The sequence below is a fragment of the Pseudomonas sp. TE3552 genome, assembly GCF_056278945.1.
The window spans coordinates 3,744,301-3,757,978 of sequence record NZ_JBWBQJ010000001.1; the positions used below are offsets into that span (position 1 = coordinate 3,744,301).

14 protein-coding genes are annotated in these 13,678 nt (G+C 58.8%); 4 read left to right on the plus strand and 10 right to left on the minus strand.

All coding sequences use genetic code 11. The features are described 5' to 3' along the window. Positions 1–44: 44 nt before the first annotated feature. The 6 genes from flgE to ACZ9BB_RS16890 all read right to left on the minus strand — a co-directional run bounded on the left by flgE (position 45) and on the right by ACZ9BB_RS16890 (position 5,140). On the minus strand, positions 45–1,358 hold the full coding sequence (flgE, locus tag ACZ9BB_RS16865; RefSeq protein ID WP_476214715.1) for a flagellar hook protein FlgE: 1,314 nt from the start codon (positions 1,356–1,358) through the stop codon (positions 45–47). Between the two features lie 31 nt (positions 1,359–1,389). Continuing rightward, a complete protein-coding gene (gene flgD / locus ACZ9BB_RS16870) occupies positions 1,390–2,085 on the minus strand; it encodes a flagellar hook assembly protein FlgD (protein WP_476214716.1) in 696 nt (231 codons plus the stop codon). Positions 2,086–2,100: 15 nt separating this feature from the next. Then, the gene (gene flgC / locus ACZ9BB_RS16875) at positions 2,101–2,544 is read right to left on the minus strand and encodes a flagellar basal body rod protein FlgC (RefSeq protein WP_007937507.1); all 444 of its coding nucleotides are present in this window, start codon (positions 2,542–2,544) and stop codon (positions 2,101–2,103) included. A 3-nt stretch (positions 2,545–2,547) separates the two neighbouring features. Further along, positions 2,548–2,955: a flagellar basal body rod protein FlgB gene (flgB, locus tag ACZ9BB_RS16880; protein WP_007899124.1), complete on the minus strand. Its 408-nt coding sequence runs from the start codon at positions 2,953–2,955 to the stop codon at positions 2,548–2,550. A gap of 378 nt (positions 2,956–3,333) precedes the next feature. Continuing rightward, positions 3,334–4,161, minus strand: coding sequence for a protein-glutamate O-methyltransferase CheR (gene cheR / locus ACZ9BB_RS16885; RefSeq protein WP_476214717.1), 828 nt, complete (start codon positions 4,159–4,161; stop codon positions 3,334–3,336). Between the two features lie 46 nt (positions 4,162–4,207). Further along, positions 4,208–5,140, minus strand: coding sequence for a chemotaxis protein CheV (locus ACZ9BB_RS16890; protein ID WP_476214718.1), 933 nt, complete (start codon positions 5,138–5,140; stop codon positions 4,208–4,210). 82 nt (positions 5,141–5,222) lie between these two features. On the opposite strand from ACZ9BB_RS16890, the gene flgA reads away from it, so the two are divergent. From flgA to ACZ9BB_RS16910, 4 genes are all read left to right on the plus strand, one after another. Beyond that, positions 5,223–5,984 carry a flagellar basal body P-ring formation chaperone FlgA gene (flgA, locus tag ACZ9BB_RS16895; RefSeq protein WP_476214719.1) on the plus strand — a complete coding sequence of 254 codons (762 nt, stop codon included), beginning with the start codon at positions 5,223–5,225 and terminating at the stop codon, positions 5,982–5,984. A gap of 169 nt (positions 5,985–6,153) precedes the next feature. After that, positions 6,154–6,480: a flagellar biosynthesis anti-sigma factor FlgM gene (gene flgM, locus ACZ9BB_RS16900; protein WP_476214720.1), complete on the plus strand. Its 327-nt coding sequence runs from the start codon at positions 6,154–6,156 to the stop codon at positions 6,478–6,480. Between the two features lie 48 nt (positions 6,481–6,528). Beyond that, positions 6,529–6,996 carry a flagella synthesis protein FlgN gene (locus ACZ9BB_RS16905; RefSeq protein WP_476214721.1) on the plus strand — a complete coding sequence of 156 codons (468 nt, stop codon included), beginning with the start codon at positions 6,529–6,531 and terminating at the stop codon, positions 6,994–6,996. Between the two features lie 88 nt (positions 6,997–7,084). Continuing rightward, positions 7,085–7,831 (plus strand): flagellar brake protein, encoded by a 747-nt coding sequence (locus ACZ9BB_RS16910; RefSeq protein WP_476214722.1) that lies wholly within the window; start codon positions 7,085–7,087, stop codon positions 7,829–7,831. Between the two features lie 63 nt (positions 7,832–7,894). Here the strand turns inward: ACZ9BB_RS16910 and ACZ9BB_RS16915 are convergent, their stop codons facing one another. From ACZ9BB_RS16915 to ACZ9BB_RS16930, 4 genes are all read right to left on the minus strand, one after another. Then, the gene (locus ACZ9BB_RS16915; protein ID WP_476214723.1) at positions 7,895–9,259 is read right to left on the minus strand and encodes an MFS transporter; all 1,365 of its coding nucleotides are present in this window, start codon (positions 9,257–9,259) and stop codon (positions 7,895–7,897) included. A gap of 70 nt (positions 9,260–9,329) precedes the next feature. Next, positions 9,330–10,571, minus strand: a complete 1,242-nt coding sequence (locus ACZ9BB_RS16920) for a glutamine synthetase family protein (RefSeq protein ID WP_476218338.1) — start codon at positions 10,569–10,571, stop codon at positions 9,330–9,332. A 221-nt stretch (positions 10,572–10,792) separates the two neighbouring features. Next, positions 10,793–11,485: a sensor histidine kinase gene (locus tag ACZ9BB_RS16925; protein WP_305422798.1), complete on the minus strand. Its 693-nt coding sequence runs from the start codon at positions 11,483–11,485 to the stop codon at positions 10,793–10,795. Beyond that, positions 11,482–13,086: a response regulator gene (locus ACZ9BB_RS16930; RefSeq protein WP_476214724.1), complete on the minus strand. Its 1,605-nt coding sequence runs from the start codon at positions 13,084–13,086 to the stop codon at positions 11,482–11,484. The genes ACZ9BB_RS16925 and ACZ9BB_RS16930 overlap by 4 nt, the downstream gene beginning before the upstream one ends. Positions 13,087–13,678: the final 592 nt, after the last annotated feature.

Sequence of the window (13,678 nt, forward strand, 5' to 3'; positions counted from 1 at the left end):
AAAGCCCCTCTTGCGAGGGGCCTCTTTATGCAGCGCTATCTGCGTCAGGTCATCTGAATGATGGTCTGCATGATGGTGCTCTGGGTGGAGATGGTCTTGGCGTTCGCCTGGTAGTTGCTCTGCGCCTTGATCAAGTCAACCAGTTCGTTGGTCAGGTTGACGTTGGACTCTTCCAGGGAGTTGGACACGACCGACCCCAAAGTACCGGTCTTCGGCGCATCGACACCGGCCACACCGGAGGCGAAGGTTTCTTTCCAGCGGGTACCGCCCACTGGCTGCAAGCCTTGCTCGTTGGCGAAGCTGGCCACCGCCACCTGGCCGATGGCCTTGGTTTGCTGGTTGCTGAAGTTGGCCGTCATGACGCCGCTGGCGTCGATGGTCAGGCTGGAGATCTGGCCGGTGGCGTAGCCGTCCTGATACTGGGCAGTACGGGCGGTTGGCGAGTTGTAAGAAGTGGTCAGCGCCATGTTGAACGCGATACCGCCAGTGGCAGCGACGGAACCATTCGGGCCCCAGGTCACAGGAATCGTTGCGGCGTTGGTAATGGCACCTGGCACCCAACCGGTCATGGTCAACGTGTTACCAGTCTGGGTCCAGCCGGCACCCGCCGTCAGCGTGTTAATGCTGCCGTCGGAGTTGAAAGTGATGTCAGCGGTGATCGGCACTGGAGGCGTGGTTGCAGGGTTGGCCGGGGAGCGACCGTCCATGTAGGTATAGACACGCCAGGCGTTGGTACCCGTTTTCACGTAGTACTGGTCCATGGTGTGCTCGTTACCCTGGCTGTCGTAGACCTTGGTGGAGATGGTCTTGTTATAGCTGTTGGTGTCAGTCGGGCTGAACGTGGCCACAGTCGGCGTTGTTTCCGCCGAATTCAGGTTCATCGTCTGATCGACCTTGGTGGTCGGGTTCGGCTTCAGGCTCGAGGTATCGATCTTCAAGTCAGTCAACACACCGTTGATGATCTTGCCGTTGGAGTCGACGCCATAACCCTGCAGACGGTTGCCGTTGTTATCGACCACAAAGTTTTCAGCGTCGGTTTTGAACGCACCGGCACGGGTGTAGCTCAGGGAACCGTTGTCGCTGAGGATGAAGAAGCCGTTGCCCTGAATACCCATGTCCAGCACGTTGCCGGTGTTGTTCACATCACCCTGGCTGAACTGCTGGGAGACGTTGGCCAGGCGCACGCCGTTACCGATGGTTTTGCTGCCGGTGCCCAGGCGAGTGGCCGAGTACACGTCTTCGAATTCTGCACGGGACGATTTGAAACCGGTGGTCGCGACGTTGGCGATGTTGTTGCCGGTCACGTCCAGTTGTTTGTTGGCGGCATAGAGACCGCTAAGGCCGATATTGAAAGACATATTCCACTCCTTTGTGCCGTGTTAGTCGGCTCTATATACCAATGGTTTGCACTTTGGACAGGGCGACGCTGCCCATGCCTGCCAGGTTCAGCATCAACTCACCGCCGGTCTGGCTGATGGTCACGCTGTTGACCGTTGCCGGCAGGTAAGTAATCAGTGAGGTGTTGGTGCCGTCGATGGTGGTCGTTGCGCCGAAGGTGTAAGTACCCGCCGGTGCCACCGCGCCCGAATCGTCCTTGCCGTCCCAGATGAAACTGGCGTTGCCGGCGCTTTGACTGCCCAGGTTGAGGGTACGGATGGTCGTGCCTGCCGAGTTGGTGATCTTGACCGTGGCGGCGGAAACCGATGTCGGCACCACAACGGTCCCGTTGAGGCTCTTGGTGGTGTCGACCACGGCTTTGTCGGTTTGCGCGATGACCGAACGGCCCACCAGCGAAGAGGCCTGCAAGGCTTGCGACGAGTTGTAGTTGCCGGCAATGCCGGAGACGGTCTCGTTCAGCGTAGTGATGCCTTCCAGGCTACTGAACTGTGCCAGCTGGGCCACGAACGCGCTGTTGTCCTGAGGATCGAGCGGGTTCTGGTTTTTCAGCTGAGTCACCAGCAGTTGCAGGAACGCGTCCTTGCCCAGTGCCTGGCCACCGGTAGCGGCCGAGGTCAGGCTGCCGGTGGTAGTAGAGGTAGTGGTCTTGACCGAAGAGTTGGTCAGAACATCACTGATAACGCTCATATGAATCGCCCCTTATCACTGACCGAGGGTCAGGACCTTCTGCATCATGGTTTTGGCGGTGTTCATCATTTCGGCGTTGGTCTGGAACGAACGGCTCGCGGAAATCATGTCGGCCATTTCTTCGACGACGTTGACGTTCGGGTAGTAGACGTAGCCCTTGGCATCGGCGGCCGGATGGTTCGGCTCATAGCGCGCTTCAAGGTTGCTCTGGTCTTCGACCACGCCCAGCACTTGCACGCCTTGGCCGGCCGCGTCCTGGTTCTGGAACAGCGAATCGCTGCCACCGCTCTGGCCGCCCTGGAACATGGTGGCGAACACCGGGTGACGGGCGCGATAAGTCTGGTCGATGCTCGACGAAACGGTTTCGGCGTTGGCGATGTTCGAGGCGACGGTGTTCAAGCGAGTGGTCTGGGCACTCATGCCGCTACCGGCAATGTTGAAAACACTGGATAGAGACATGGATTACTCTCCGCGCAGGGCTGACACCAGCCCTTTGAATTTACTGTTGAGCAGGGTGAAGCTGGCCTGGAAGTTGACCGCGTTTTCGGCGTAGTTCGACTGTTCCAGTTGGGCGTCCACGGTGTTCTGGTCGATCGACGGTTGCATCGGCGTGCGATACATCAGCGACTCGTCGCCATTGCCCAGACCTTCAGCTTCGATGTGACGGCTGTTGGTCATGTTCAAGGCGAACTTACCGTTTTTGGTTTTCTCGTTCTGCTCGGCGAGCACTTTGGAGAAGTCCAGATCCCGAGCCTTGTAGTTCGGGGTGTCGGCGTTGGCGATGTTGTTGGCCAGGACTTCGGCACGCTGAGCGCGGAAGCCCAGGGCTTGTTCATGGATACCGAGCGCTTTATCGAAGCTGATGCTCATGTCGGGAAACCTTCGGGTGACCTGATTTTTCGTACGATGAGTACAGCAAGCCGCGTGCCAACTCAAAAAAACCCGTAAACCGGGGCTTTGCGGGCAGTGGCAAAGTGGCAATGCCAGAAAAGCGGCAACCGATTTCCGCCGCCTGCCGCTTTTCTGCCGCTTATCACCGATCGCCAGAACAACAACTGACCCTGTGGGAGCGGACTGTGGCGAGGGGGCTTGCCCCCGTTTGAGTGCGTAGCACTCATAGGATTTTTGCCACATCAGAGATTTTAGGTCTGCTTCGCAGCCCAACGGGGGCAAGCCCCCTCGCCACATGAGAAATCAGACAAAAAAAGGGAGCCCCTGAGGACTCCCGTTTTTTATGCCGTCAACGTATCACTTCGCCTGGTAAATGATCCCCGGGCTGCACTGGACCATCTGGTAATGATCCGGCAAACCGTTCAGCGCTTCGGACGCGCCAAGGAACAGATAACCGCCTCGCTTCAACGTGCCATGAATGCGCAGCAGGATGTCTTTCTTCACCTCGGCGGAGAAGTAGATCAGCACGTTGCGGCAGAACACGATGTCGAATTTGCCCAGGCTCGCGTAGCTGTCCAGCAGGTTGAACGAACGGAACTCCACCCGACTCTTGATCGGCGCCTTGACGACCCAGCGCCCCGGTCCTTTCGGGTCGAAGTAACGCTGAAGGCGCTCCGGCGACAGACCGCGGCCGATGGCCAGGCTGTCGTACTCGCCGGTCTTGCAGTTGGTCAGCATGGTGCCGGACAGATCGGTGGCAACGATCTGCACGCCCATCTTCAACTGGCCCATGTTGACCCGCTCGAACTCGTCGATGGACATCGACAGCGAGTAAGGTTCCTGCCCCGACGAACAGGCCGCCGACCAGATCCGCAGGCGCTGGCCGGGACTGGCCTTGATCGCTTCAGGCAACACCTTGTTCTTCAAGACTTCAAACGGATAGGTGTCACGAAACCACAGGGTTTCGTTAGTGGTCATGGCGTCCACCACCATCTCGCGCAAACCGCTGCGTGGTTGGGTCTGGATGCGCTGGACCAGTTCACCCAGCGATTTGATGCCCTGCTGTTCCATCAGTTTGTTGAGACGGCTCGAAACCAGGTATTGCTTGTTCTCACCGAGCAAAATGCCACAGGCTTTTTCCAGAAATACCCGGAACTGTTCAAAATCCAAATTACCCGTAGACAAAGATGCCGCCTCTTAAATCGTGTTGAACGCCAGGGACAGAAGGCCCCTAGCTGTTATCTGCCGCTTTGATCCGGTCGACTACCCGGGATGCCAGGTCATCAGGACGGAATTTGGCCAGGAAGTCATCGGCACCAACCTTCTTGACCATCGCCTGATTGAACACACCCGACAACGAAGTGTGCAGGATGATATGCAGCTTTTGCATGCGCGGATCGTTGCGGATCTCGGCCGTCAGGGTGTACCCGTCCATCTCCGGCATCTCGATGTCGGAGATCATCATCAGGAACTCGTCTTCCGGCTTCTTGCCCTCCTCGACCAGCTTGCGCAGGTAATCCAGCGCTTGCCGGCCGTCGTTCAACGCCACCACTTCGACACCGATCGTCTGCAGGCAACGGGTCACCTGCTTGCGCGCCACCGACGAGTCATCGACCGTCAGTACACGCAAAGAGAGCGCCTTGTGCTGGGTTTCAACATCGACCACGCCCACCGAAATCGCTTCCGGTGTCGGCGCCACTTCGGCCAGCACCTTCTCGACGTCGATGATTTCGACTAACTGATTGTCGACCCGGGTCACAGCCGTCAGGTAGTGATCGCGCCCCGTGCCCTTGGGTGGCGGATGAATCTCCTCCCAGTTCATGTTGACGATGCGCTCCACCGACCGGACCAGGAAACCCTGGGTCTTGGTGTTGTACTCCGTGATGATCACGAAGGGATTGCTCTGGTCCAGCAACCGACCGGCACCGGTCGCCATCGCCAGATCCAGAATCGGAATGGTTGCCCCCCGAATATTCGCCACACCGCACACGACAGGACTGGACTTGGGCATCAGGGTCAGCTTGGGGCATTGCAGCACCTCGCGAACCTTGAACACGTTGATCCCATACAGCTGCTGGCCGTCGAGACGGAACAACAACAGCTCAAGGCGATTCTGCCCTACCAGTTGTGTGCGCTGGTTCACCGAATCCATTACACCAGCCATGCCCAGACTCCCACTACCAACGCTAAGTGTGTTGCGACGCACATTCATCACTAAACGGCACGGCGCTTGCTTTTTAACTCTTATGAACACAGAACCGACATTTTTCCGACACCTGACATCAACCTGCCGCAGATTGCTCTGCGCGATGTCGGCCGCTTGCCTGTTCAACGCTGGCAGCCCTGCCCTTGCTGATACGGTTACCTTGCCTGACATGCTTATCGGCGTCACCCAGGGCTTTCTTGAATTCACCGTAGAGGACTATCTGGCCACCAGTCAAACGCAAGGTCGCTACGAAATCCAGGTCAACCAGCTCGATCCGCGCCTGCGCATGCCTATGTGCGACAAGGAATTGACAGCCACCCTCGAGAGCCCGGCAAGGCCTCTGGGCCGGGTCACGGTCAAGGTTCGCTGCGATGGCGCCTCGCCCTGGACCGTCTTCGTGCCCGCTCAAGTGAAGCTGTTTCGCGACATCGTGACCACCACCCGCCCGCTCAAGCGCACCGGTATTATCGAACCGCAGGACGTGACCCTGCACGAGCGTGATATCAGCTTGATAAATCAGGGTTTTCTGACCTCCGTCGATCAGGCGATCGGGCAAAAACTTACCCGACCAATGGTCGCCGATCAGATCATTACCCTGGTGCATCTCGAACAGGCGGAAGTGGTTCGCAAAGGCGACCAGGTGGTGATTACCGCCCGCAGTGGTACGCTCAGTGTGCGCATGCCGGGTGAAGCGCTGTCCAACGGCGGCATGAGCGAACAGATTCGCGTGAAAAACCTTAACTCCCAGCGGGTCATCAAGGCGCAAGTCACCGCGCCCGGCCAGGTGGAAGTGTCTATGTGAGTGGCCATGCAGTTCGTGAAGAGATGGCGCGCCACTGGGCTGTTGCCTAAACTGTGCCGCATGCAGGACACGCGCTGGCGCATGCACGCTCATTGATAAATGGGCCTAAAGTTTTTCGGGGAATCGCCGAAAACATGGCAAGCGTCCAAATATCCAGAGGTTTTTTGTCATGGTCATCGATTTCAGTCGTTTAAACAGCTCTTCGTCACTTACGGGCAGTACGCGTACCAGCGTTGCTAAGGAAACCGCCGAAGCCGGCCAATCCGCGCCGCTGAATACCCCGGCCGAACAGGCCAGTACCACCCAAAGCGGGGAGTCGGTACACCTCAGCAATGAGGCTCAACAGTTGCAGAAGGTCACTGACAAGCTGCGCGATCAGCCTGCCGTCGACAAAGCCCGCGTGGCCGAGTTGAAAGCAGCGATTGCCGATGGCAGCTATAAAGTCGACAGCAACCGTGTAGCCAGCAAACTGCTCAACTTCGAAGCCCAGCGCTAGGCCACGGCCCGCGCCAGGCTTTTGGACGCTTAAAACCCAAGGCCAGCCATGCACGACACTAATTTACTGCAACTGATCATCGACGACTTTGCCCCGGCGCAACATTTGCTGGAGCTGCTGCAAACCGAGTCCCTCGCCTTGCACGGTCGCGACATGCCACTGCTCGAAGACATTCTGGCGCGCAAACAGGCATTGATCATTTTGCTCGAACAGCATGGCCGCAAGCGCAGTGAAATCCTCGCCAGCCTCAACCTGCCAACCAATCGCCAGGGCCTGGAGCAACTTGCCGGCCACTCGAGCATTGGCGAACAGTTGCTGGCACAGAGCGACGTGTTGACCGATCTCCTGGCCCAATGCCAGGCCGCCAATGTCCACAATGGCCAGTCGATTCTGGTGCAGCAGGCCGCCACGGCCAACCAGCTGAAGATCCTCACCGGCGGCGAGCCGCCAGCGCTCTACGATGCCCGCGGATCAACCTCCAAGCTCGCCAAGCCACGCCAGCTCAGTCAGGCTTGAGCCTTTCGATGAGCACGCCCTATCAAGACGCGAAACATGCTGGCAGAATGCTGGCTAGTAGTCATATTTGTCTGGAGATTGATACCCCGTGTCCAATGCCTTAAGCGCGGAAGATGCTCCGCAGCCCCCCAAGGTGCTCACCACGCCCCTGGAAATCTCCGGCAACCTGCGTCAGCTGCAAGACAGCCATGACCCGCTGATCATCACGTTCCACGAGCGCAGCCAGCGCTTCCAGAGTTATCTGGTGGACGTCGACCGTGACAGCAACATGATCGCCCTGGACGAAATGATCCCGCGCGACGGCGAACGCTTTCTGCTGGCCGGCGAACCGTTCAAGGTCGAAGGCTTCCACGACGGCGTGCGCATCGCCTGGGAAAGCAATGGCCCGCTGACCATCGACGAGTCCGGCGATGGCCGCTGCTACCGTGGCACGCTGCCCGACGAGGTGGTTTATCACCAGCGCCGCAATGCTTTTCGCGCGGCGTTGAAGTTGGCACAACTGGTCAATGTCGAGTTGGGCGGTGACAAGCTCAAGTCGCCGATCAACGGCAAGTTGCTGGACATCTCTGCCACCGGCTGCAAATTGCGCTTCGAAGGCGACATTACCGCCAGGCTGCAACTGGGCCAGGTCTACGACCGCTTCATCGCCGCCCTGCCATTCGGCAGCATGACGGCACCGGTCGAGCTGCGTTACCTGCACTTCGAAGAGAAGATCAACACCACCTTCGCCGGTGTGCGTTTTCACAACATGAGCGGCCTGGTGCAGCGGCAGGTCGAGCGGTTCGTCTATCAGCTTCAGCGCGAAGCGCGGCGTTTCGATAAAGACGACTTCTGATACGCTCCCCCCATAAAAAACGGGCAGTCCCTTGCGGTGACTGCCCGTTTTTTTATGCCTTGATCAAGGCCTCGCTTCGGTAAAACTCTGCTCGCGATTCGCGTCAGGGTCTTCTGGTTCCGGATCTGTATCGGGCTCTGATTCGGGCTCGGGTTCAGGGTTGACCGGGTTCTGCATCTGATCCTGCACCACCTGCTCATCGACCCGCGGGTCAAGGCAAGCCACCAGCGGCGAACTCGTCATGCTGTCCGGCATGGCCACGTGATGCAGCGGAGCATCGTCCACCTGATGCAGATTGGTGACCGCTTTCGGACGGATTCGCCACACCAGCACCAGCGCGAAGAAGCTGAAAAAGGCATAGAGCATGTGGCTGCCGAACAATTTCATCAGCACCCCGGCCACCAGCGGTCCGACACTCGCGCCGACACCGTAGGTCACCAGCAACATTGCCGTCAGCGACACCCGGCGATCACCCTCGACATGGTCATTGGAGAACGCCACCGCCAACGGGTACAGGCAGAACTGCACCAACGAGCAGAGGAACCCGGCGATGAACAGCACTTCCAGCTGCACCTGCTGCATGATCGCCAGCGGCAACGCGGCCAGCGCCAGGCTAAACGCAAAACAGCGGATCAACAGCGCCCGGTCATAGCGGTCCGACAGCCAACCCAACGGCCACTGCACCACCAGGCCGGCAAAAATGCAGCTACCCATGAACAGGCCGACCTGTTCGGTGGACAACCCTTGCTGCGAGGCATACAGCGGCGCCAGACCGTAGAACGAACCGACGATCAACCCCGCCCCCAATACCGTACTCAGTGACTGCGGCACGCGCTGGATGAAGAAACGCGGTTCCATCGGTGCCGGGTGCAATGGCGCCGGGTGAATCCGCCGGGTCAGGGCCACCGGCACCAGACACAGGGCGAAACACAGCGCGACCAGCATCAGCAGTTCCAGGCCCAGGCCCGGGTGCATGACCAGAATCAGCTGCCCCAGCACCAGCCCCAGGTACGAAGCGATCATGTAGCCGCTGAACACCACGCCACGCTGCTTGGCTTCTGCCTGCTCATTGAGCCAGCTTTCGATCACCATGTACTGGCACATCATGCCCAGGCCGACAATCACCCGCAGGAACAGCCACGCGGGCAGCCAATCCACCAAGCCATGACCCAACACCGCCGCGCCGACGATCCCGGCGCAGGCTGAATAAGCTCGAATGTGCCCGACCCGGGCAATCAGCCGATGGCCGATCTTGCCGCCCAGCACCAGGCCGAAATAGTTGGCGGCCATCAGCGCACCGACCCACAGGCTGTCGACTTTATCGGCCGCCAGGCGCAGGGCAAGGTAAGTACTCAACAGGCCCGAGCCGATCAACATCATCAGCGAGGCGAAATAAAGTCCCCGAAAAGATTTCAAGATTTGGCGCATCGGCGTTCCGAGCGGCTCCTTGCAGTGAGTACCGGGCTATCGACAACGATAGCCCGGTGGCGACGGTTCGTCAGGCCTGGGCTGCTAGAACACGCCGTTCCCAGGGCGTAATTTCATCGAGGAAACTGGTCAACTCCATGGTCTTCGAAGCGATGTAGCCTTCAATGAACTCCTTGCCGAACAGTTCCTTCGCCAATTGGCTACGTTTCAGACGTTCGAGAGCGGCATGCAAGGTACAGGGTAATGAAAGATTATCCGGCACCACGAATTCACCCTGCACCGCCTCGTTCGGCTCCAGTTTGTTTTCGATACCATACAACCCCAAGGCCAGGCTCGCGGCGATCGCCAGATACGGATTGGCATCGGCCCCCGGCAAGCGATTCTCGACCCGACGAGCGACCGGCGAACTGGCCGGAATGCGCAACCCGGCCGCGCGATTGTCGTGGGACCAGCAGGCATTATTCGGCGATGCAAAAGGATGGCACAGGCGCTGATAGGCGTTCACGTTCGGCGCAAACAGCGCGGTGAAATCCGCCATGCCGGCTTGCTGACCACCGATGAAATGACGGAAGGTCGCGGTCGGCTCGCCGGCCTTGTCGCTGAACACATTACGCCCGCTGTCGATCTCGACGACGCTCTGGTGGATATGCATCGAACTGCCCGGTGTATGGGCCAGCGGCTTGGCCATGCAGACCACGGTCAGGCCATGTTTGAGCGCGACCTCTTTAAGCAGATGCTTGAACAGCAAAGTCTGGTCGGCCAGCAGCAGCGGATCACCATGCAACAGGTTGATCTCGAACTGGCTGATGCCCATCTCGTGCATGAAGGTATCGCGGGGCAAGCCCAGCGCCGCCATGCCTGCGTAGACTTCAGTGAAGAACGGCCGCAAGCCGTTATTGGAGCTGATGCTGAACGCCGAATGACCGTCCTCGCGACGGCCGTCCAGGCCCATCGGCGGCTGGAAAGGTTGAGTCGGGTCAGGGTTGGGCGCGAACACGAAGAATTCAAGCTCAGTCGCCACCACCGGCGCCAGACCGAGGGCGGCGTATCGAGCGATCACTGCCTTGAGTTGACCGCGGGTCGACAGACGCGAGCTCTCGCCGGTCAGTTCCTGCGCGTCGCAAATGGCCAGCGCCCGAGGCTGCGCGCTCCAGGGCAAGCGGTGGATCTGCGCCGGCTCAGGCACCAGCGCCAGGTCGCCATCATCACTGCCGTAAAAGTGCGCTGGCGGATACCCGCCCATGATGCATTGCAGCAGCACCCCTCGCGCCATTTGCAAACGCCGCCCCTCAAGAAACCCTTCGGCGGTCATCACCTTGCCGCGTGGTACGCCGTTCAGGTCCGGCGTGACACATTCAATCTCATCAATGCCCGTCAATCGCTGCGCGAGTGAACGATGGCCATCGGTTGTCATGACGCAATCCTTGTTGTTGTACGAGCCGCGAACGGCGACCCGTACAAAATAGGCTCCGGCCGTTCGGAATATCAAGCAGCGTCAAACAAAAAGGCGCAATCCTTGAAGAGAAGTGTTGTTCAGGGGAGATAGAGGCTGAACACACCGCCGCCCAACGGGCCGCCATTGCTGATTTCGGTGCGTCCGCCCACGCCATTGCGCTGATGCAAGGCGGCGATCCGCCCGGCAAAGTACAGGCCCAGGCCGGTGCTGCCGCTGCTGTGGTTGATGCCTTGCACGTAATCGGCCTGACGCTCGATCATCTCGGGCGGATAACCCTCGCCATCGTCGTTGATGGTCAGCACCAGTTGCCCGGCCTCATCGCTGACGCTGATCAACAAGGCATGGCGGGCGTAACGGATAGCGTTGTTGATGCTGTTGGCGAGTACCGAGGCAATCAGCTCGCGGTCGAAGAAACCCAGCGGGCTCAACGGGTCCACTTCATACGTCGCAATAATGCCGCGGCTGGCGAACACTTCTTGATGAGCCGCCAGTTGCGCCTCAATGAAGTCATCCAGCTCATGATAGGCCGGCTGCAACGGCATCTGGTTGACGCCGAGTTTGTACAGCCCCAGCAACTGCACCAGCATGCCATTGAGGTGGGCGAACTCGAAGTCGATGACGCCCTGCTCCGGGGTGTGCTGCTCGGGATCTGGCAAGCGCGCCAGCCATTGACTGTGCGCCTGCATCAGCATGGCCAGGGAGTTCTTCATGTCGTGCACGGTGGAGGCAATCACCGTGGAGAAGTCGAGTGACGGTTCGCTGTCGATCATTCGCCGAACGCCTTGATTTTCAGTTTCTGGTAGCGCGGATAACGCGCGTCGGTATCGGGCATCAGGCCGACGGTTTTCAGGCAGGCCCGGCATTCTTCCAGCTCGGACGACGGCACGCTGGTGTCGGTGCCATGCAGCAGCGACTGTGCCATGTTCAGGGCAATACTGATGTTCTTCGGTTGCAACGCCAGGGCTTTGCGGAACACATCCCGGGCTTCCACCAGATTGCCGGTCTTGTACACCCGCACGCCCTGACGGTTGAGGTCGGCTGCCGCGTTGCCGGAGTTGAGGATGGTCGGGTCGTCGGTCAGCTTGGCGATGCCTTTCATCACGCCCGGATCGTCGCCGTAGATTTCCGCACAGTTTTTCAGCATCGAAGCGCCGGCACTCGCCTGCCCGAGCATTTGCAGCTGCTTGGCCACCAGCAGCGCCGCTTCAGCGCTCATGAACTGTTCCATGCCATCGAGGCGCATCATCGCTTGCTCGGTGAGCTTCTCGGCGGTCTCGGCATCGTTGAGCAGCAGGCTGGTGGCCTTCATCAGACGCGCACGAATCTGCAGGCCCGGGTCGGAAGGGTTCTCCTTCGCCACCGCACTCAGCGTCGTGTTGATTTCCAACCGAGTTCGAGTGTCCAGGCCCTTTTCCGCGCCTTTGCTGATCAAGGCATGGGCCAGGCCGAGGTTGCTTTCCGCATCCTTGAAACGTGACTGCGCCCCTTGGTTCACGGCCTGGCGATAGGCTTTGGAGGCGGTGTCGAAATCTTCGTTGGCCATTGCCAACTTGCCCAGCAACGCTTGCCGGCGCACCGCCAGCGGCGACAGGCGAATAGCTTCTTCCAACACTTTCTGCGCCGCTTTGGTGTCGCCTTCGGCGACCAGCACATCGGCCATGCCATCGTAGAGGGCCGGCATCATCGGGAAGACTTTCAGGGCTTTTTCGTAAATGCCCTTGGCCTGGCTGACCTGGCCGCGTTTGAACAGCAACTGGCCCAACCCGGCAAACGCCCAAGGCAAAGGGCGGTCCGCCAGAATGCTGTCGTACAGGCGCTCCAGCGCTTCGTTCTGGTTCAAGTCGCGCAACGCATCGGCACGGTAGCGCAGGCACAGCGGCGAATATCGAATGTCCTGCTTGCACAGGGCGATGCAGGCATTGAGCACTTCAACCGGTTTACCCCGGTCAAGCGCTTGCAGGATCGGTTTGAGCAAGGTCTTGCGCTGTTCCAGTCGCTCCAGGCGCTGGGCCAGGCCGGAACGGTTGAACGGCTTGGTCAGGTAAGCGTCGGGCTCATGCTCCAGTGCGCTGAGCACCATGGCCTGGCTGGTTTCAGCGGTGACCATGACAAACACACTTTCATGGCTGATCAGCTTCTCGATCATCAAGTCTTCGAGTACCTGCTGACCGTTCTTCTTGCCATCGCCCAGGTGGAAATCCTGCAGGATGAAGTCGTAGGACTTCTGCGAGCACATGCGCAACGCCTGTTCACCGGTATCGGCGGTGTCGACGTCCTTGACGCCCAACTCCCGTAGCATGGACCTGACGGAACTGCGGAAATCCGAGAAATCATCGACGATCAGAAAGCTTTTTTGGTGATACGACAGCATCGAAGATTTCCAGGCAATTTAAGGAAGAACAACCTAAAGGCAATGGCTGCGAGTTCAGCTTGGCCACTTTTTGGGCGCGCAGATAATAGCGGGAGGCCATCAGCTATCAAGCAATTTCGCACAATCGCGTAATAAGGTTTGCCGGCCGCCGGAGACGAAATTCACAACGACCGATCGGGTTATCGGCCAGTAGTGGCAATCCCTTGAAGCAGCGGGTGTGCAATCGCGTATTTCGTTGCCATGACAGACGTTCCACATAAGTCGTCAGGTGGTTCGAGCATGAAAAAAAACGACAGAGGAATGCCCTGGCAGGGCTTTTTTAACCGCTGACGTTGCAATTTGAGGGTGTCCCAGCACTGAAAATACACAGCAAGCCCTTGCCGCATAAGGGTTTCAGCTCATTTTAGGCGCACCCGTATTGAGTGCCTGCGGCCCCTTCGCCAAAAACAAATCGACGTAATATTGACACCAAAACATCCACTTGTCGGAATATTGGCACATGCCACCGTTTCATCCGGTTAACACCTTTACAAAGCCTGAGCCCACAACTAAACACCTATCAAACTGATATCAGGAAAGGCCGTATCCCTGA

What these genes read in the sequence shown, in the direction of transcription:
- ACZ9BB_RS16905 (WP_476214721.1), top strand. Translation starts at nt 6,529, where the DNA reads ATGCACGACACTAATTTACTGCAACTGATCATCGACGACTTTGCCCCG.
- ACZ9BB_RS16915 (WP_476214723.1), bottom strand. Translation starts at nt 9,259, where the DNA reads ATGCGCCAAATCTTGAAATCTTTTCGGGGACTTTATTTCGCCTCGCTG.
- flgC (WP_007937507.1), bottom strand. Translation starts at nt 2,544, where the DNA reads ATGTCTCTATCCAGTGTTTTCAACATTGCCGGTAGCGGCATGAGTGCC.
- ACZ9BB_RS16890 (WP_476214718.1), bottom strand. Translation starts at nt 5,140, where the DNA reads ATGGCTGGTGTAATGGATTCGGTGAACCAGCGCACACAACTGGTAGGG.
- flgA (WP_476214719.1), top strand. Translation starts at nt 5,223, where the DNA reads ATGAACACAGAACCGACATTTTTCCGACACCTGACATCAACCTGCCGC.
- ACZ9BB_RS16930 (WP_476214724.1), bottom strand. Translation starts at nt 13,086, where the DNA reads ATGCTGTCGTATCACCAAAAAAGCTTTCTGATCGTCGATGATTTCTCG.
- ACZ9BB_RS16925 (WP_305422798.1), bottom strand. Translation starts at nt 11,485, where the DNA reads ATGATCGACAGCGAACCGTCACTCGACTTCTCCACGGTGATTGCCTCC.
- flgD (WP_476214716.1), bottom strand. Translation starts at nt 2,085, where the DNA reads ATGAGCGTTATCAGTGATGTTCTGACCAACTCTTCGGTCAAGACCACT.
- flgE (WP_476214715.1), bottom strand. Translation starts at nt 1,358, where the DNA reads ATGTCTTTCAATATCGGCCTTAGCGGTCTCTATGCCGCCAACAAACAA.
- ACZ9BB_RS16920 (WP_476218338.1), bottom strand. Translation starts at nt 10,571, where the DNA reads ATGACCGCCGAAGGGTTTCTTGAGGGGCGGCGTTTGCAAATGGCGCGA.
- flgM (WP_476214720.1), top strand. Translation starts at nt 6,154, where the DNA reads ATGGTCATCGATTTCAGTCGTTTAAACAGCTCTTCGTCACTTACGGGC.
- flgB (WP_007899124.1), bottom strand. Translation starts at nt 2,955, where the DNA reads ATGAGCATCAGCTTCGATAAAGCGCTCGGTATCCATGAACAAGCCCTG.